Here is an 18,609-nt window from a genome sequence, read left to right as displayed (position 1 = left end):
CTTCCCCCTAAAACCTATTCTTAGTCGACAAATTCAAATTCGAATTCCAATAAGCGTACAATATCGCCATTTTGTGCACCACGTTCACGTAATGCTTCATCGACGCCCATACCACGTAATTGGCGTGCAAAACGACGTACACCGTCCTCGCGGCTGAAGTCTGTCATTTTGAAGATACGCTCAATCGCATATCCACCAAGAATGAATGTACCATCAGGATCACGAGAGATTTCGATTGAATCTGCTTCAGATTGGTGTTTGTAAAGTACCGTTGCATCTGATTCTTCATCTAGATCGTCGAATAATGGGAATTCTGGAGTTACTTCCAGTAAGTCAGCAATTTCAAATAATACTGGCTTTAAACCTTGGCGAGAAACCGCTGATACTGGGAATATTTTCACATCATCGCCCACTTTTTCACGGAAAATTTCTAAGTTTTCCTCTGCATCTGGCATATCCATTTTATTTGCCACAATAATTTGTGGACGCTCTGTTAAACGAAGATTATATTGTTTTAGCTCATCATTGATTGTTAAGTAATCTTCATAAGGATCGCGCCCTTCCATACCCGACATATCAATTACATGTACGATAACACGTGTACGTTCAATATGACGGAGGAATTGGTGACCTAGACCAACACCTTCGTGCGCACCTTCGATTAAACCTGGTAAATCGGCCATTGCAAAGCTACGATGATCATCCGTTTCAACCATTCCTAAGTTCGGTACGATTGTAGTGAAATGATAAGCACCTATTTTTGGCTTTGCCGCAGAAACAACAGATAATAATGTTGATTTACCTACACTTGGGAAGCCAACTAATCCTACATCTGCTAGTACTTTCAGCTCTAATATAACATTTAATTCTTGTCCTGGCTCACCTTTTTCAGAAAGTTCTGGAGCAGGATTGGCTGGTGTTGCAAAGCGGGAATTCCCGCGGCCACCGCGACCAGCTTTTGCGATAATCGCTTGTTGACCATGCTCTACTAAATCCGCAATAACAACGCCTGTTTCTTCGTTCATTACAACCGTGCCCGGTGGTACTTTAACGATTAAATCATCTGCACGTCTACCATGCATCCCTTTACTCATACCATGCTCACCACGGTCAGCCTTGAAGTTGCGTTTGTAACGGAAATCCATTAACGTTCGCAGACCTTCTTCAACTTGAAAGACAACATTCCCACCGTGACCACCATCGCCACCAGCAGGACCACCATTCGGTACAAATTTTTCACGACGGAAGGCTACCATTCCATCCCCACCGTCGCCACCTTTTACATAAATCTTGACGTGATCGACAAACATTTAATTCACTCCCTGCTTGCACTCAATACATATATCCAAGACGTATTTGTCTCTTCCACTGTTTGAATGTCTAATTGTTTCAAACCTTTTTCGGTGAATGCATCAGCACTCCATTGCCCATTTAGCGTAAATGTCACGGCAAATGTATGATCGTCAACACGTACATCGAGCGCTAAGCTCTGCTCTGTAAATGGATCTAATGTATCATAAACATGCATAACTGTTTTGTTTAAGTAATCTACAACTTCCGAATCAATCGTATTTGTGACAGGCATTTTTATATCACCACTAAGCTTCATTGGCAATGAAGGATAGCGCCAGCCTGCCGTTTGCAGCCATTCGATTGTTTGCGGTAATTGTATTCGATTAAGGATAGAAAGTACTTGTAACTGTTCTGAATAATTTTGAATAAGTTTTTTTGATTCATCAATTCTACCTAAATCTAAATTCATGCGAATAAGCTGCAGCTGATTCACATAATCATGATTTGCAAAACGTATTACTTCACTAATGGTTAGTGATTGATTGTTCATCCCATTCACTCCAATAAAGTTATCCTTACTAGTATAACAAGTTTTGCTGTATTTTTCCCTTAAATCTTCATCGAAATTTAGCCAAAAAAAGGACTGCAATAAATGCAGTCCTCCGCTTTATGTTATCTTATAAAAGATTAAGCTTCTTGTGTTGCTGGGTATACAGATACTTGTTTGCGATCGCGACCTAAACGTTCGAATTTTACAACGCCGTCAACTTTAGCAAATAGTGTATCGTCACCACCACGACCTACGTTTGTACCTGGGTAAATTTTTGTACCGCGTTGACGGTAAAGAATTGAACCACCAGTTACGAATTGGCCATCAGCACGTTTAGCACCAAGTCGTTTAGACTCAGAGTCACGTCCGTTTTTAGTAGAACCTACACCTTTTTTAGATGCGAAAAATTGTAAGTCTAAAGTTAATAATAATTTCATTGTGTTCCACCTCCTACTTGGTTGTAGTTGATTTGGATATATTGTCCGTAATTTTGCACCATAGAATACACTTGGGCTGTCATTACTTGGACAATTAACTGTAGTTTTGCATCAATCTCAGGCTCTAAATCTGATGGTAAGTCTACCTTAAGATAGCCTCCACCTTCAGCAGCTTGTTCGACTTCTGGCTGTAATTGTAATAGTGCATAAATAGCATTTACCGTACCGATGGCAATGGTAGATGCTCCTGCACATACTAAATCCTTACCAGATTCATCGTATTCCGCATGTCCTGAAAATTCAAATGCTGACACATGTCTATTTTCATTGTGATGAATCGTAACTTGTATCATTCGCTACACCTCATAATTAAGCGTTGATAGCTTCAACAACTAATTTTGTGTAAGGTTGACGGTGACCTTGTTTACGACGGTAGTTCTTTTTAGCTTTCAATTTGAAAACAACGATTTTTTTCGCACGGCCTTCTTTCACAACTTTCGCTGTTACAGTAGCGCCTTCTACGAATGGAGCTCCAACTTTAACGTTTTCGCCACCTACGAATAAAACTTTATCGAAAGTTACAACCTCGTCAGCTTCTACACCTAATTTTTCAACATAGATTTCTTGACCAGCTTCTACTTTGATTTGTTTACCACCAGTTTCAATAATTGCGTACATTTTACTGCACCTCCTCATAGACTCAGACTCGCCTGTTTATAAAGGTGATCATACGATACTTAAACCTTTCCAGAGCGGTTATAGTAGCACAGGTGCTACAAACAATAACATTAAAATATTACCACACGATTTCTATCAAGTCAATCTTTTCATTACATATTTCTCAAATGCTAAACGATATTTTCGATAATTCCATTCCTTTAACACTTGAAGCCATATAAATAAACATAAAATTGCTATAAAAATAGATTGCGGAAGGTAACTTAAAGTTATCATGAATAGTATAAAGGCAATTATAAGAGAAAGCCAGTAGTAATATTCAAACGCACGAACACTTGGATTGAATAAAAATAAGCACGCTAAAAATATTCTGCCACCGTCCAATGGAATAATCGGTATAACATTGATTGCTAATAGCACAAGTTGCACATTAATAAGCTTAGTCGCAAGCAGCTCTGGCATAAAAAAAGCGAGGCCAATCCCTAATATTGTAGCGATTGGTCCCCCTAAGGCAATCCAAAGGAGTGACGTTGCTGGCACAGCCGCTGGATTTTCAAATTCTATTTCCCCTCCGTAAGGTGTAATTACGCATGATTTTACGCTAACGCCACAAAGCATCGCCATTAACAAATGACCTGCTTCATGCCATAATAACGAAGATAAAATAATAGCGTAATAAGCAATTTGACCGGTAAAAATCATTAAAAATACGAGAGGGATACATAGAAGATGCAGTTTAATTTTCATTGGACTCCGCTGTTTCAAGCCACTGTACAATCTGCTCCAAATTATATTGTGCCTTTTCTTTCTCAATTGAGATATAGAGTTGCCCCGTCTCTTTCATGCCGATTAAATCGTTTGCCTGCACTGTTGTGTATGGAAGTTGTGCTAAACTATCTAGCATACCATAGGATACAGTTGTACCATCGTCATAACTGATTGTCATTGTTTTACCAGTATATTTTGTATGACCGGTAAAAACGACAAGACCACTCTTTCCAGCATAAACCGGTAAGCCCATGTCATATTGCAATAAAAAGCCTTCCTTAAAAACTTCCGCATTGGCAAATGTTAATAGTTCAGTTTGTCCAACATCACTCGATACTAAAATTGTTGCATCATCTTTATTTAACCAGCTTTGTCCGAGCTCGCTTAAATAAGTCAAATCAGCTGATGTTGTAACAAGTTTTCGCACCGGTGTTTCCAATACGCCTTGATCCTCTAAACGAATTACTAGCATAGTTGCAGCCACAAGTAATATCGCGACCAACCATTTCCATTTTTTAAACAAGCCCTCATCCTTTTTTCACACTATATGAGCTTGCATGTCCATTCATGCACAAAGAAAAAACCTTCTCGTACAAATGCACGAAAAGGTTGATGATTATTTTGAAAATAACGCTTTTAGTTTTGAAAATACACCTTTATGTTCATCTTCAATGGCCATAAGTGGTACAGACTCTCCAAGTATTCTTCGAGCAATATTACGGTAGCCAAGAGATGCTTTATTAGCAGGATCCATTACTACTGGTTCACCTTTATTGGACGATGAAATAACCCCTTCATTATCTACAATTATTCCTAATAAATCTATAGACAAATGTGTTGTAATTTCATTCACATCCAAAGTATCACCGCTTTTCATCATATGCTGGCGAATACGGTTAATAATTAGTTTAGGTGCCGTAATTTCTTCCTGTTCGAGTAAGCCAATAATTCGATCAGCATCACGCACAGCAGAAATCTCTGGCGTTGTTACTACAATTGCATGATCAGCACCAGCAACCGCATTGCGATAGCCTTGTTCAATGCCCGCTGGACAGTCTATTAAAACATAATCATAATCTCTTTTTAATTCTTCTACTAAGCTCTTCATTTGCTCAGGTTTAACAGCATTTTTATCTGTCGTTTGAGCAGCAGGTAATAAAAATAGTTTTTCATCTACACGTTTATCTTTTATTAGCGCTTGATGAATCTTACAGCGCCCTTCAACAACATCTACTAAGTCATAAATAATTCGATTCTCAAGACCTAAAATCACGTCCAAATTACGTAAGCCAATATCTGTATCTACTAAACATACTTTTTTACCTTGTAGAGCCAATGCAGTCCCAAGGTTAGCCGTTGTCGTCGTTTTTCCGACGCCGCCTTTACCTGAAGTTATGACGATCGCTTCTCCCACACTAGCTTCCTCCCTTAGACACATTTAACAATGGTCGAATATTTTTTAACGCGTGAATTTGATCGTACGTAATGCGCCCATCATAGCCAATAAATGCACAAGTCATCTCTTCTTGATTAATCGTTTTTACATGTTCGTCTGACATTGCCTGAACCTGATCAGCAATCATGATATGTGTGGCTTCAAAACAAGATGCTGCAATGATTGCTTCCTTATTACCATGAACACCAGCATGTGCAATTCCTTTAAGTTTACCTAGGACATACACATTGCCAGCTGCTTCTACACGCCCGTTCGGATTGACATTCCCTACGATAATAATATCGCCTGGCGAACGTAGAACTTGACCCGATCTGACCACACCTAAATATGTATCTTGTTGACTTTCAATCCTTTTCTGGTTGCTCTCATGGACAGTCAGTACTTCACTTTGCACTTTTGAAACGATTAGTTGCTCTGTTTCCTGAACAATTTTAATAAGCTCTTTGATTTGTTCATCAGAACAGTATCGATAGCCCAAATATAATTGTACATCTACTTTACTATCGATACCGCTCTCTGAAACTTTCTTTTTTAGCTCTTCTACTAAATCGACATACGCACATTGATCGTCTAAATGAAGAACAAATCCATCCTTTGTTCCCTTCATATTAACTAACTGTTTTTTCATGAATGCCTCACCCCACGTTGCTCTTTGTTAAGAAACTTCACGTGCTCTCTGTAAGACACGCGCATTAATCAGATACTTGAAGGCCCAACCAAGAATCATTAAAAATAGTGCATTAGCAATGATCGTTGGCAGTAGTCGTGAACGTAAGAAATCCGAAAATGGAATCGTTGTAAAGTCGATAAGATAGAAGAATTGATAAAGTATAAATTCTAAAATTGCTACTAAAACAACTGAAATCGTCGTTGTCACAACTAAGTGCTGATGAATAACTTTCACAATTGACCCTGCTAAAAAACATACTAGCGGAAACAGTACTGAATATAATCCAATAATATCAATGTAAAACACATCATACAAGACACCAAAAAAAAGTCCATACATTACCGCTCGTTGACGGCTGTAATAGATGGATATAAATATTAAATATAAGATTAAAAATCTAGGGACCAAATAATAGATATGCCCTTTCACTTCAATCGGTGAAAGCATAGCAAACTCTGGTTCTAGTAAAAATAGTAAAACTGCCACAGAGGGAATGAGAAATCGAACCATTATTCAACCTCCTCGTTACCCTGTTGTGGATGTGTTAAATCTCCGTTCGATTTATTACCATCAGATCCATCTATCATCGTAGAGGAACGTTTAGCAATAACAACATAATCTAAAATTGAAGAATCAGCAGATGGTCTTACATAAGCCATTTTCGTTAAGCCATGATCATCTGTACTTACTTCAGTTATTTCTCCGATTGGCACATTTTTTGGGAAAATACCGCCAAGTCCCGATGAAACTACTTGTTGACCTTTTTTAACTGTTACTCTTGAATCGATTCGCTTCATGATGAGTTCATTACGCTCTTTATCATAGCCCTCGATTAAACCGTATGCTTGTTTATCTCCTGGAACCATCGCAGAAACACGATAGTTTGGATTATTTGAATATAAAAGCTCTACCGTAGAGGTAAAAGGCGTCACTTTAGTAACTTTACCGATTAAACCTTTCGCTGTCATAACTGCCATATTTTTTTCTACACCGTGTGAAGATCCTTTATCTAAAATAATTTTGTCTTCCCACTGGTCAGGGTTTCTAGCAATAACTGTGGCATGAATCGGATCATATGCTTTTAAGCTTTCCGATTTGTCCATAAGCTCTTGAAACTTTTTAATATCAGATTTCAAGTCCGATGCCTCAGCTTGTACAGCAACAAATTCATCTAAGCGTGCTTTTAAACGTTTATTTTCTTCGTACGTGTTTAAGAGGGAATCAATATTATCAAAAACACCAGCAATATAATTCGCCGGCTTCGCAACAATAGATTGTGCGACGCCGACAGTGTCTTTAATAATTTGCTCTGGTAAAGTTGCATTAGTCCGTTCACGTAATGAGAAGCTAATCAATGCCACAATAAAAACCATGCCCACAAGCAGCAAAATTAATTTCTTATTGAAAAAAAAGTGTGGCATTGCCTAAACCTCCTTACCCTTTAACTTGTTGTTGACGAATTAAGTCAATATGTTCTAAAGCTTTACCTGTACCAATAGCAACACAGTCTAGTGGATCTTCTGCGATAAATACTGGCATATTAGTTTCTTGGCTAATAACTTTGTCTAAGTTTGTTAATAGCGCACCGCCACCTGTTAGGACAATTCCGCGTTCCATTACGTCTGCAGATAATTCAGGAGGTGTTTGTTCAAGCGTTTTTCGAACTCCATCAATAATAGATGCTACCGCTTCACGTAATGATTCAGAAATTTCCTGTGATGAAATTTCGATCGTTTTCGGTAATCCTGTTAAAAGATCGCGCCCTCTAATTTCCATTTTTTCTTCTGGACCTTCAGCCAACGCTGTACCAATTTCCATTTTCACTGCTTCCGCAGTACGTTCACCGATTGTTAAGTTATATGTTTTACGAATATACGAAATGATGGATTGGTCCATTGCATCCCCGCCGACACGCACGGATTCACTTGTTACAATACCACCTAATGAAATAACCGCTACCTCTGTTGTACCACCACCGATATCAACGACCATTGACCCTGTTGGATCCCATACTGGTAAGTTTGAACCGATTGCTGCTGCAAATGGCTCTTCAATTGTAAAGGCTTCTTTAGCACCTGCTTGGCGAGCAGCATCAATAACCGCACGTTGTTCAACCGATGTAATACCGTAAGGCACACAAATCATAACATTCGGTTTTTTCCAATTACCACCAGAATTTTTACAAGCTTCTTTTAAATAGTATTCTATCATTGCTGTAGTAATATCAAAATCAGCAATAACGCCATCTTTCATAGGACGAATTGCTACGATTGAGCCAGGTGTACGACCAATCATATTTTTTGCATCGTTACCTACTGCAACGATATCTCCAGTTTTTGTATTTTTCGCTACGACTGAAGGTTCGCGTAAAACGATTCCCTTCCCTTTAATAAACACTAATGTATTCGCTGTGCCAAGGTCAATCCCGACATCTTTATTTCCTAATCCAAACAATTTGTGTACTCCCTTTCTATTTAAGCCATACTTTCGTTGACATCAACTTATACCTCGGCGCGTTTACACCCCGAGGCTTTATCTTCATTCACTCGGTGTTAGACACCTACTGAAAAAAACTACACACTCAATTATCTCACACCTGTTGGAATGAGAGTCTTTTTCTGAATAAAAATAAAATCATACCGTTCATTATAACGGAAAAACGCAAGAATTTATAGTGCCACATACCTCTTCTCACGGAAAAGATACTATTTTAATTCCCTCCCAAACAAAAACAGTACGTATAGATTAGCATATAATTTTTATTCTTGTAAGACAACGTGTAATAGGCTACCAATTTTTGTGAATATTATAGACATTTCTATGAATACAATAACGTATTCTATAAGAAAAGGTTCGTTTTCATTATTAGCTTTTCGCAAAAAAATACAAAAAAATTTTTTTTGTAAAATAATGGAGCGATTTGATTTTCACTAAATTTTAGAAACAAGGAACACTGTGAGGCTTCACGAAATGATTCGGTGACCACTCTACAATCTTAATTATATACCTCAACAAATCTTATTTAGCTAGAGATTGTCATCTTTAAACTAAATAAAAAAACTCTGCAAAATATATTGCAGAGTTAAAAATATCCTTTTTCTTTCAAACTAATAAACTGATGATCACCGATGATGAGATGATCGATTAAATCTATGCCTATAATATAACCAGCCTCTAAAATTCTTCTCGTCACTTCAATATCCTCATCACTAGGTGTTGGAACGCCACTAGGATGATTATGTGCACAAATTATAGAAGCGGCAGATCTTTTTACAGCTTCGCGATATATCTCCCTTGGATGGACAATCGAAGCATTTAGACTGCCTATAAAAATTGTCTTTCTATGAATAATTTGATTTTTCACATTCAAAAAAAGAACTACCAACTTAACATAAATACAAACTATTAATAAAATGATGATTGTAGATGTATTTCTTCTATTATATAGCATTAAGACCACCCATCACGGAGTGGTCTTTTTCAATGTTGAAATATTCTCTTAATAATACAGAACTACACAATACTTTTTTTATATTCTCTTAATTGTTCTATTACTCTCTCAGCTATATCTTCATCCCACCCCATTTCAACGAGAGTTAGAACATCAATAGACTGTATATATATATGAATTAACAAAAAAATTACTGCAAAGTAATTAGAAATTGACCACCCAGAACCATGGTAAATGTTTCTGAAGACACCAGAAGATTCGCTTAAGTTATCTTTAATTATACTGTCTAATTGTCCTATCGTTTTTATTCCAAAGAGCTTACATATTAATATTAATTGTAAAGCAGAATCTTTGTGTACTTCATCTGTATTAAACCGTTCATAGTCCAAATTAAATCCCACTTCTTCGGCATTTTCTACAAGAATTTTAACATTCGATGAATTTTGTATGTATTCAGTTATCGTCAAAAGATTAAGTCCAAAAAATTCCAATCCATCTCCTTTACTACTACTCTTAACTTTAGCGATGATTGCACTATTCTTTTTTTTCACATCCATGAATTCTTCATCAGCCAATTCAAAAATACCCGCAAGTCTAAAGAGTTTTCTTTTTAAGTCGTTAGGTACTTCTTCTTCATGCTTGTATTGTATAGAGTGTGAAATGGATGCCCAAGCATGTTGTAACACAGTTCTAATTTGAACTTCAAATTTATATTCTCTATATTTTGACCATTCGGGTAATCTTAATCGTTCTTCTGAAAGTGATAATATGTAATGAACTGATCTATATCCAAATTCATTCGATTTGAGGAGTGCCCCCTTATCAAGCGAGTTCTTATCATCAACTTTAAATTCATCTTTTATTAACGTTTCTACTAACTCAACATCATCTTGGTAATATGTAATAATTCTTACACCTGCTAAATCAGTAATTTCATTTAATGGATTTACGTATTTATTAGATTTTTTTATAATTTTACTTCTAAAACTATTGACTTCTTTTGCTCTACCCTCAATATTATGAATATTAATTTCATTATTAATAAGTAGCTCTTCTAACAAGTGAACTATTCTATCTGTAAAAGCAATGTATTTTGGTCTTTTTTTTTCGTATTCCGTTACTAAATCATTAGTATTTTCCACCCTATATCCCCCTCAATTTATTACATATCTAATAAATATATTAAACCTATATTATCCATAAATTCAATATATAAATAATTATTTAAGTGAATATACTAACAAGGAAGCAAAGGTTGCTTTAGTTGGAGAAGAAATATCTTTTAAATTGAAATCTACGATAGGCAGAAAACTAATCTTGGTAATCTTTTTTTATATGTACTATTGGCAAGATTTTCTATAGAATTAAATTACATTATTCTGTAAGGAGTGCATGACATGGATACAATAGCAGAAACAATTAAATTTGCAGGCTTTGGAAAGAAGAAAGCAATGGCGAAACAAATTCAAATGTTTGACGATAGACTGACAGAACAAGGCGAAACGCTACTCGCTGTATGTGCATCCGTTAAAGGTACAAAACAGCTTTATGTCACTGACCAACGTATCTTATTACATGAGATTAAAGGCATTGTTTCAAACGATGAAAGAAGCATTCCTTTATCTTCTATTAGCAGTATCAACATTTCTAACAAACTTGTTTACTCAAAAATTGAAATCGTATCTACTGGAAACGTAGCTATCATTGACGATGTGCCAGCTCATATTGCACTTGAAATTAAATCAGGTATCGAGAACTTAAAGACAATAAATAAAACTGCGTCTGCTCCATCTGCTAAGAAGGAAAAGGACATGTACGATGTTGCCGATGAAATTCGTGAATTGAAGGAACTGTTAGAGGATGAATTAATCACTCAGGAAGAATTTGACGCGAAGAAAAAGCAATTGTTAGGGATCTAGTCACTCGTTTGAGTGGCTTTTTTATTATTAAATATACAAGATATTTATTATGGTAAATAAGTATTGTATTGGTTAAGGTTGTTTTTATAGGTTATTTATAATAGCCTTGTTAATTTAAAGGAGGATACATAAGTGGTAAATTCATTTAAGAAAGGTTTTATTTATTTAGCGTTAATGCTGTTAGTACTAGTAAGTTTTAACGTTGAAAGTGCTTCTGCTACAGAAGTAGTTGATTATGAGGAAGGAGTAACTAATTTAAATAATACTCCTGATAATAGTGCAGTAGTCCTAGATATTTTAAAAAAGCCTGAAAAGGGTTGGAAAAGGTATGACGATTCAAATGCAAAAATAAAATACGAAGGAAAATGGGATAACAATACTATTTATCCGTATTCTTGGAATGGAACAAGACATATTTCCGATAGCCCTGACAAATTGCTCAAATTCAATTTTAAAGGTTCCAAACTTAGGATTATTGTTAATACATCTAGTAATCGCTCCGAGAGTGTTAACATAATTATTGATGGTGAAAGCTATGTTTTTTCAACAAAATTTACTTCTAGTACTGGTATACTACCAACTTATTTAGCATTTGAAAAAACAAATTTAGAAAATAAAATCCACAATGTGGTAATTAAAGACACAACCGGTAGATATCTTGATATCGATGCAATTGATGTCGAAGGAACTTTATTATCAGAAAACGAGATTCCTAACGGTGAATCCATCACATTAGACAAAAATAATTTAGAACTATTAGAAGGAAGCCAAGATAAATTAACTGCAACAGTTACCCCAGATACAGCAAATGTAATATGGACTTCTAGTGATGAATCTATTGCAACTGTAGATCAAAATGGTAATGTAACTGCCCTTCGTGAAGGTGAAGCAATTATTACTGCTAAGGTCGAAAACACTGAACTAGTTGCGACTGCTACAATTATCGTTAAAAAATTAAACAATGAATCATCGAATGCTATTCTAAGTATCACATTGGTGAACGGTATAACAAAAGAATATGATGTTACAAATACCGTTTTAAACAATTACTTAAATTGGTTTGAAAGTGCACAAGGTACTTCGACATTCAAATTTTCAAAAACAATTTCACCTTATAAAAATGTAACAGAATATATCGTACATGATAAGATTGCTTCATTTGAAGTAAGAGAATATTAAACGTAAAAAGACCAGGTACTCAATGATATGCTCCCCTTAGATAAACAGATTTTATTTTTTAATCTGTCTACCTAATAGGGAGCATATCAATTAATTGAGTACCTGGGCTTTTTTTGAAGTTTAGGTTTAGGAAAAATATGAAATCTTACATTAATAAACAACACAACAACCTAAACAAATTCTGAACAAAAACCACTCTACTAATGAGTGGTTTTCTTCATTAAAAATTAAAGTTTTACGATGTTTGCAGCTTGTGGTCCACGTTGGCCATCTTCTACTGAGAATTCAACTTTTTGACCTTCTTCAAGTGATTTGAATCCGTCACCTTGGATAGCTGAGAAGTGTGCGAATACATCTTTCCCGCCTTCCATCTCGATGAAACCAAAACCTTTGTCTGCGTTAAACCATTTCACTGTACCTTGTGCCATTTATAATGACCTCCATTAATTGTATTAAATAAAATCATACTACTTTAAAAGAAAAAAATTCACACATTACAAAAAGTATCTAACAAAACACGATTACTCTTTGTAATATGTGAATTCATTGTTCCCTTGCAAACGATTTTATTACATCAACTATATGTTAAAAAATCATATTTGTCTAGTGTAAAAGCGAACTCATTAACTATAAACTAAGCTAAATTATGATGAAAATATTTGGGTACCGTACTAAAACGAACTATTTCTTATTATTTTCACGTTGAGCAATGATAAGCTTCAAACCTTCATAATCACCAGTAGTCATAGTTCCATTATCAAATTTATCTAACCACGACTTTTCAATCAGCTTTTTATCAACAGCTTGTTTAATATAATCACGTACTGCTGCCTTTGTAGTTTCGTTTGTGAATTGCATTTTATCATCATCCTTCTCTGTTTCTTTTGGCTTCATAGCTTCTTCAATACGATTTAAGAAACTATTCCAACGTTCTTCACTTAAAATTCGATGCGGGCAATATTTGCCGTTCCAGTCCTGGTGTTTTTTCACACGGTCAACACCCCAACCATATTGCTTCAATAACTTGGCAATGTACTGTACTGCGTTTTCTTCTGCAGCAACGTAACAAGCGCCACCACTCTTGCTATAGCAGATTTCAACTCCAATTGAAAGGCGATTACCTTTAGTTAGAGCGTTAGGATCGGTACTACCTCCACCGTCACCACAATGCCAAGCGTTACGGTTGAAAGGTATTGCTTGAATAACTTCTTTATCATCTACAGCTACATGATAAGAAACCTGATTATTATTACTAAGCATGTATGCAATTTCATTAGCTGCTGGTGCATCATTGGCTGTATTGTGTACTGTAATAAATTGAGGGAACATGATATACGGTGCCTTAATTGGATACTTGGTTGGAGGTAATAAGATTTGTCTGAATGTATATGTCATTTGCGCCCACCTTCTTTATTAAGTTTTTCAAGTGATTCCCCAACAATTCCTGGCATATCTACACCTAATGTTTGAAGATTTTCAGCGATTGAACCACCTTCTTTGTATAGGAATAATGCTAATGTGAAACCTGTTAAATAGAAATCTAAGCCAAAAATCAAATCAAGTAGAATAACAAATGTAATAGCAACTAGCTCCCCAATCCATCGAATAATACCATCTCGCATAATCCGTGATTGATAAGGTGATACCTTTTTCCATGTTTTCAATAAACCTGTTACAAAATCCAGTGCTTTAAATGCGAAATATGCAAGTAGCATATATAAAATCGTTGCTGGTACTAATGATAAAAACGGATATTGAATTAATTGTGCAATGTCCATAAGACACCTTCCTTTTTGCATAATAAAAGCCCTCCACAATCTGCGGAAGGCATAAAAAATAACGCTAGCTTTTGCTGCGTTTACTTATCTGCATCTATTAATTTTTGTACAGCTTCTCGCCACAACAACGGCACCTGGTCAACTGTTCGCAAATTCTCTTTAATTAAATCCCAATATAATTTAGCCATTATAAAACCTCCTTGTTTATTAATGTCTCTACTAAATCAGCAACAGCTAATTGATTCTCTGTTTTGTCTCGTTGTTGTGCTTCTGCTGATTCAGCCAATGCCAACATTAACGTTTTATTTTCTGTTTTTACGGCGTTTAGCTCTTTTTGCAAGTCCTTAATTTGTTGCTCGGGCGATGTAGGCGGTAACACTTCGTCAAAATACTTGTAAAATAGTTCCTGTGTATCCGTGTTATAAAATAAATCAGCGCGTTTACCAGGAATGTTTTCAGCTTGCGGCACTTCGTCTACTAGAATACCTTGTTTTAACTCTTCCTCCGTTAGATACTCTGGTACGTAGACGTATGACGCAATACGTTTTATGCTTGGTTCATTTGTCTTTTCTAAAAATAAAAATACTTTTCCCATGTGTATATCCCCTTTATCTTATTACTTTTAGTGTTCTTGTTACTACAGTCGGTACAACGTTAAACGTATCATAAGACCCTAATACAAACGCGTTTTCGGAAAAGCCTAGACACTTTGCGGGACTATTTGTCTTGAAACCCGCACTCCATACTTGGGAGGCTTCAGGAATCGCGATTTTACCGTCAGCAGACATCTTTTGTAATGTAGCCCCTGTATCTGTGTAAAATGCAAAGTAGTCACCCTTAAAACCTAAACCCGTGCCGTTATACGGAACGGTTACAGTGGTTACGACTGATAACGACCTCGTGTATTGCACAATAGCACCACTGGTCAATACAGCTAAACCACCTGTATTATTTGGAGCTAGACCGCCATAAGAGTACGCGGGTTGCACTGAGGTTTTTCCACTATATACAAAACCGAATGAAAACCAATAAACAGCTGTGAAACTCCCTACATAAATTTGGTCCTCTACAGTAGTAATCCAATATGGATAGTCGTTGGTGTAAAGGTATTGATAATAGTTAGAACTTACTGTCACGTATTTGCCGTTACTATCGAACCTTGCGAGATATTCGTAGTTACTGCTTCCAGCGCCCACTAGTATATATGCATTTCCACCAAGTACTTGTACGCAAGTATTTCGAACATTTTCAAATCCAGTAATACTAGGTACTCTATCAGAATTTACACGCGAGCCTGTCATAGCGTCCATCGTCTCGATTCCGATACCCCCAGTAAGGACACCATCGTAGTCCCGGTAACAGGCGTATAGTTTATCGCCAATAACAAGCAGACTACCCATATATTCGTATTTAACGCTTTTAACGTAGCGTGGCAACCCTGTTCTAGTTTCCCAACAATACAGCCACGTATCGCGAGTAGACCCACGATAGGCGAAACCCAACTCAATGCCGTTGACTGTCGCAACTTGTGTAGAGTCCCACCTATGATAAGTGCTTATATTTTCTCTTACACTAGTTTGTATATAGTCCCTGTTTACAAGGTCTTTTACTTTTATCAAGTCGTCTTTATAATATCCACCCCCTTCACCCTGTAAGATAAAAGCCGAACCGTTGAAAGCTACGGAAAATATAGAACCTGACGCAATTTGGCCGCTCGCAACTTGCGCGCCGTTTAAACGCAGTATCGGAAATGCCGCGGTTGTGTAATCCTTTGTTTTTATTGCCAGGGTCATATTGCCTGAGTTAGTAAAGTTACTGAATACTCTAAGTCCCGCACCTTGTTTTGGTTTTTTATTGGCGGTGTCCATAGGTACACTGTCAGAAACTACGACTAACGTGTTAATAGTGCCGCCTCCACTTACCCATGTTGTGTGATGTAATGAACTTTCATGTACTTTTAAAGCTGTATCGATAACCTCAGCTTGCTGATCCGTATACTCTTTAGCATTTGTTTCAACGTTTGTTACTTCGTCCTTTAGCTCATTAATGGCTCCTGCTAATGTCTTATCATTCGTTTCTAAATCAGGAATCGTAGTTGCACCTTCTTGTAATTCACTGATTGCATTCTCTAATACGACCATGTTGTCGTTTAAATCCTGAATGTTCACGTTGTCCGTTAAATCAGGCTTTTTTAAATTTAATTTTGGCGTAAGTTTCATTAAATCACCTCATCCCATATTCTTACCTCGTCCCAAGTCATTTTGCTTACATCGTTCCATGTTCGATTACTTACAGAACCCCAAATATTAAACGTATAAGCATAATCAAATTGCAAATGAGCTGGAACAATAATATCAATAGCTTGCTTTAGTCCTTCTATGTTGTCAGGAATGCCCTTTGAGCCAACGAAACGAATCTCATAAACACCTGGCGTATCTGTTGGATTTACTTCTACTTCTCCGTTGCCAAAAGCAGATGCTACAGCTTTAATAGTTGCTTTGGTTGTTTGGTCAAAGCTTGCTCGATTACGTGATGTAATTTGTTCCCTGCGTTGGTCATAACGCAATGAGCTATTTTGTTTAATACCAAGGTCACGTTCGTAAATCGGCAAGGCTTCAATAGCTGTGTCCACAAAAAGGTTCCTATCAACTATTTCTAGCTGTTGTTCAGTGTTGCGGAACTCTTTGTCCTCTGAGTTTAAAACAGCCCTGAAAATAGTTGATTTGCGCTCATACAGTGGTAATTGCTTAACCAAGTCTATTAGATAATCTTTTGTAGAAACAACTATACTTGTAATCATTTCAGTTTGTGTCTGCATGATAATAGGCGACTGAACTACTTTAACACCTTGCGATTGTAGCTCTGTTATGACTTCATTTTGTGAAGTACCTGACGTTGCTACGGTTACGCCCTGTGCCTGCAGTTCTGTTTTGGTTATCATCAATGCTAATCTAAAACATTCCCATTGGTGAGACGTTAACTCGCCCCATGTAAATGTGGACACCTGGCCCCATTCTGTTTGTGATAATACGTGCATGTCCTCACCTACTTAAGCCGTACAATTAGATAGTTTTTAGGAATCTTGTATTGGCTAGACACATCGATATTCTTTGTAAATTCTGCTTGCGATTTAAACAGCAAATTGCCACCTGTTTTCGCATCATAAATGCCAATGTGTGAAATATCTCCCCAGGACTCTGTAGCAATGGGGAATAAAATATCAGCGTTATTCGATGTTTGACCATCTGTTGGTGTTGCGAATATGCCTTGCTGCCTTGCATAACTTGTCGTGTTCACTTCAACATCGTTATTAAAGAGGGCTACATATACTGTCGCTGTCCTTATATTGTCCGTTAGAACCTTATTTTTCAAATACACTGTCATGTGATTCATTCATTAACACCTCCCATTACTGGCACCCCATCATCAGGGATAACTACATTTGCTGTTGATCCATTGATAAGTAGATCCTGATAATCCATAACTCCGTCACTATCTATAATGAGCGCTCCAATCTTTGCATAACTTACAAATGAAGCTTTAAAGGCTATTTCTTTTAAGTATTTAGTAACGTTCTTTTTGACATTTGTTTTTACAATTTCCTCAGTGAACCCAGGCATTAATGTTAGGGCCACTTTTAAATTGAGAAACAATGCAACTGCAGGTATTACAAGAAGATCCTCAACACCAAACGGCATTTCCTTCTCGATGTGTTCCCTTACATCTTCGACTATCTCAATCGGTGCAGGTAGCTTATTCGCATCGATAATGACAACTTTCATTGTTAATGGGCCATTGTAGCGAGGGAATACTTTTGCATCTCCTACGCCTGTAACTTCTAAGGCCCATTCGTGGTAATGATATTTATTACCTGCTTTCCCTGGACGTTGCAACTTATCGTAATACCGTTGGCGTAAATCATCATCGCTTTCTTCATCGTAGCCATCCACAACAGGCTCAGGATTATACACATTGATTAAGCCTGGTATCGATACAGGGAAATTTTTAATTGTATTAGCTGGCACATTTCCTATTTGGCCAAACTCGTTACATTGTATTCTGACATGGGCTAATCCACTTTCATTTAGTGCTACTTCTTCGATTACCGTAAATAAAATGGTTTCAGTACCTACCATTTCGCCAGTTCTTACAATCGTTCCAGCTGCACCCGATACAATGACAGTAGTTGTAGCTTGTGTGGCCAACTTTCGACTTTGCCCTGTTCGTTGATATACGGTACGTGTTAATTCATCACCTGTTAATTTTTCAACGTCTAATTTATCTTGTACTTCTGCAATCTTCTTTTGCTGATTTGCAAACTCAACAGCTGCAGGTTTTGTTGCATCATAAATAAATTCGCCTTTTGCCTTGTCGTACTCGTCATTAATGCCTAACATCATACGATCATGAATGAGTTTTTCATTTTCCAC

At 36.7% G+C, this 18,609-nt stretch carries 24 protein-coding genes, 1 pseudogene and 1 other annotated feature; of the genes and pseudogenes, 2 read left to right on the top strand and 23 right to left on the bottom strand.

Features of this window, described 5'->3' with window-relative positions:
• Positions 1-20 precede the first annotated feature (20 nt).
• From obgE to B1B04_RS22405, 14 genes and pseudogenes are all read right to left on the bottom strand, one after another.
• Positions 21-1,310, bottom strand: coding sequence for a GTPase ObgE (gene obgE / locus B1B04_RS22470; protein WP_079563576.1), 1,290 nt, complete (start codon positions 1,308-1,310; stop codon positions 21-23).
• A gap of 5 nt (positions 1,311-1,315) precedes the next feature.
• Positions 1,316-1,843, bottom strand: a complete 528-nt coding sequence (locus tag B1B04_RS22465; RefSeq protein WP_079563605.1) for a Spo0B domain-containing protein — start codon at positions 1,841-1,843, stop codon at positions 1,316-1,318.
• Positions 1,844-1,980: 137 nt separating this feature from the next.
• The gene (rpmA, locus tag B1B04_RS22460; protein ID WP_079563575.1) at positions 1,981-2,280 is read right to left on the bottom strand and encodes a 50S ribosomal protein L27; all 300 of its coding nucleotides are present in this window, start codon (positions 2,278-2,280) and stop codon (positions 1,981-1,983) included.
• Positions 2,277-2,633: a ribosomal-processing cysteine protease Prp gene (locus B1B04_RS22455; RefSeq protein ID WP_079563574.1), complete on the bottom strand. Its 357-nt coding sequence runs from the start codon at positions 2,631-2,633 to the stop codon at positions 2,277-2,279. Before B1B04_RS22455 ends, rpmA begins: the two co-directional genes overlap by 4 nt.
• A 16-nt stretch (positions 2,634-2,649) precedes the next feature.
• Positions 2,650-2,958, bottom strand: a complete 309-nt coding sequence (gene rplU, locus B1B04_RS22450; protein WP_036124117.1) for a 50S ribosomal protein L21 — start codon at positions 2,956-2,958, stop codon at positions 2,650-2,652.
• A 14-nt stretch (positions 2,959-2,972) separates the two neighbouring features.
• Positions 2,973-3,048 (bottom strand) — a sequence feature (ribosomal protein L21 leader region).
• 45 nt (positions 3,049-3,093) lie between these two features.
• Complete coding sequence (locus B1B04_RS22445; protein ID WP_079563573.1) at positions 3,094-3,705, bottom strand: zinc metalloprotease; 612 nt, start codon at positions 3,703-3,705, stop codon at positions 3,094-3,096.
• Positions 3,695-4,249 (bottom strand): M23 family metallopeptidase, encoded by a 555-nt coding sequence (locus tag B1B04_RS22440; protein WP_079563572.1) that lies wholly within the window; start codon positions 4,247-4,249, stop codon positions 3,695-3,697. Before B1B04_RS22440 ends, B1B04_RS22445 begins: the two co-directional genes overlap by 11 nt.
• A gap of 93 nt (positions 4,250-4,342) precedes the next feature.
• Positions 4,343-5,140 (bottom strand): septum site-determining protein MinD, encoded by a 798-nt coding sequence (minD, locus tag B1B04_RS22435; RefSeq protein WP_079563571.1) that lies wholly within the window; start codon positions 5,138-5,140, stop codon positions 4,343-4,345.
• Position 5,141: 1 nt separating this feature from the next.
• Complete coding sequence (minC, locus tag B1B04_RS22430) at positions 5,142-5,810, bottom strand: septum site-determining protein MinC (protein ID WP_079563570.1); 669 nt, start codon at positions 5,808-5,810, stop codon at positions 5,142-5,144.
• Between the two features lie 27 nt (positions 5,811-5,837).
• Positions 5,838-6,362 (bottom strand): rod shape-determining protein MreD, encoded by a 525-nt coding sequence (mreD, locus tag B1B04_RS22425; RefSeq protein WP_079563569.1) that lies wholly within the window; start codon positions 6,360-6,362, stop codon positions 5,838-5,840.
• Complete coding sequence (gene mreC / locus B1B04_RS22420) at positions 6,362-7,273, bottom strand: rod shape-determining protein MreC (RefSeq protein ID WP_079563568.1); 912 nt, start codon at positions 7,271-7,273, stop codon at positions 6,362-6,364. Before mreC ends, mreD begins: the two co-directional genes overlap by 1 nt.
• A 13-nt stretch (positions 7,274-7,286) precedes the next feature.
• Entirely contained in the window at positions 7,287-8,306 is a 1,020-nt protein-coding gene (locus B1B04_RS22415; RefSeq protein WP_079563567.1) for a rod shape-determining protein, read from the bottom strand.
• Positions 8,307-8,934: 628 nt separating this feature from the next.
• A pseudogene (radC, locus tag B1B04_RS22410) lies at positions 8,935-9,234 on the bottom strand (RadC family protein); the annotation flags it as partial.
• A gap of 131 nt (positions 9,235-9,365) precedes the next feature.
• Positions 9,366-10,445 (bottom strand): GTP pyrophosphokinase, encoded by a 1,080-nt coding sequence (locus tag B1B04_RS22405; RefSeq protein WP_079563565.1) that lies wholly within the window; start codon positions 10,443-10,445, stop codon positions 9,366-9,368.
• 255 nt (positions 10,446-10,700) lie between these two features.
• On the opposite strand from B1B04_RS22405, the gene B1B04_RS22400 reads away from it, so the two are divergent.
• Both B1B04_RS22400 and B1B04_RS22395 read left to right on the top strand, forming a co-directional pair.
• Positions 10,701-11,222 carry a PH domain-containing protein gene (locus B1B04_RS22400; protein WP_079563604.1) on the top strand — a complete coding sequence of 174 codons (522 nt, stop codon included), beginning with the start codon at positions 10,701-10,703 and terminating at the stop codon, positions 11,220-11,222.
• 132 nt (positions 11,223-11,354) lie between these two features.
• The gene (locus tag B1B04_RS22395; RefSeq protein WP_240518374.1) at positions 11,355-12,401 is read left to right on the top strand and encodes an Ig-like domain-containing protein; all 1,047 of its coding nucleotides are present in this window, start codon (positions 11,355-11,357) and stop codon (positions 12,399-12,401) included.
• Between the two features lie 227 nt (positions 12,402-12,628).
• Here the strand turns inward: B1B04_RS22395 and B1B04_RS22390 are convergent, their stop codons facing one another.
• The 9 genes from B1B04_RS22390 to B1B04_RS22355 form a co-directional block, all read right to left on the bottom strand.
• Positions 12,629-12,829 carry a cold-shock protein gene (locus tag B1B04_RS22390; protein WP_049664906.1) on the bottom strand — a complete coding sequence of 67 codons (201 nt, stop codon included), beginning with the start codon at positions 12,827-12,829 and terminating at the stop codon, positions 12,629-12,631.
• Positions 12,830-13,082: 253 nt separating this feature from the next.
• Positions 13,083-13,796, bottom strand: a complete 714-nt coding sequence (locus B1B04_RS22385; protein WP_079563564.1) for a peptidoglycan recognition protein family protein — start codon at positions 13,794-13,796, stop codon at positions 13,083-13,085.
• On the bottom strand, positions 13,793-14,200 hold the full coding sequence (locus B1B04_RS22380; RefSeq protein ID WP_240518373.1) for a phage holin family protein: 408 nt from the start codon (positions 14,198-14,200) through the stop codon (positions 13,793-13,795). The genes B1B04_RS22385 and B1B04_RS22380 overlap by 4 nt, the downstream gene beginning before the upstream one ends.
• Before the next feature lie 59 nt (positions 14,201-14,259).
• Entirely contained in the window at positions 14,260-14,367 is a 108-nt protein-coding gene (locus B1B04_RS25975; RefSeq protein WP_205756646.1) for a CD1375 family protein, read from the bottom strand.
• On the bottom strand, positions 14,367-14,774 hold the full coding sequence (locus tag B1B04_RS22375) for a hypothetical protein (RefSeq protein ID WP_079563563.1): 408 nt from the start codon (positions 14,772-14,774) through the stop codon (positions 14,367-14,369). The genes B1B04_RS25975 and B1B04_RS22375 overlap by 1 nt, the downstream gene beginning before the upstream one ends.
• Before the next feature lie 13 nt (positions 14,775-14,787).
• Positions 14,788-16,398, bottom strand: coding sequence for a hypothetical protein (locus tag B1B04_RS22370; protein WP_079563562.1), 1,611 nt, complete (start codon positions 16,396-16,398; stop codon positions 14,788-14,790).
• On the bottom strand, positions 16,398-17,216 hold the full coding sequence (locus B1B04_RS22365) for a putative phage tail protein (protein WP_079563561.1): 819 nt from the start codon (positions 17,214-17,216) through the stop codon (positions 16,398-16,400). The genes B1B04_RS22370 and B1B04_RS22365 overlap by 1 nt, the downstream gene beginning before the upstream one ends.
• A gap of 8 nt (positions 17,217-17,224) precedes the next feature.
• Entirely contained in the window at positions 17,225-17,572 is a 348-nt protein-coding gene (locus B1B04_RS22360) for a phage tail fiber protein (RefSeq protein ID WP_079563560.1), read from the bottom strand.
• Positions 17,569-18,609 carry a baseplate J/gp47 family protein gene (locus B1B04_RS22355; RefSeq protein ID WP_079563559.1) on the bottom strand — a complete coding sequence of 347 codons (1,041 nt, stop codon included), beginning with the start codon at positions 18,607-18,609 and terminating at the stop codon, positions 17,569-17,571. The genes B1B04_RS22360 and B1B04_RS22355 overlap by 4 nt, the downstream gene beginning before the upstream one ends.

Origin of the sequence: Lysinibacillus sp. KCTC 33748 (assembly GCF_002237755.1) — a bacterium.
Lineage (GTDB): Bacteria > Bacillota > Bacilli > Bacillales_A > Planococcaceae > Lysinibacillus.
The sequence above is the reverse complement of the archived record's forward strand: the minus strand, read 5'-3'. Positions and strand labels throughout refer to the sequence as shown.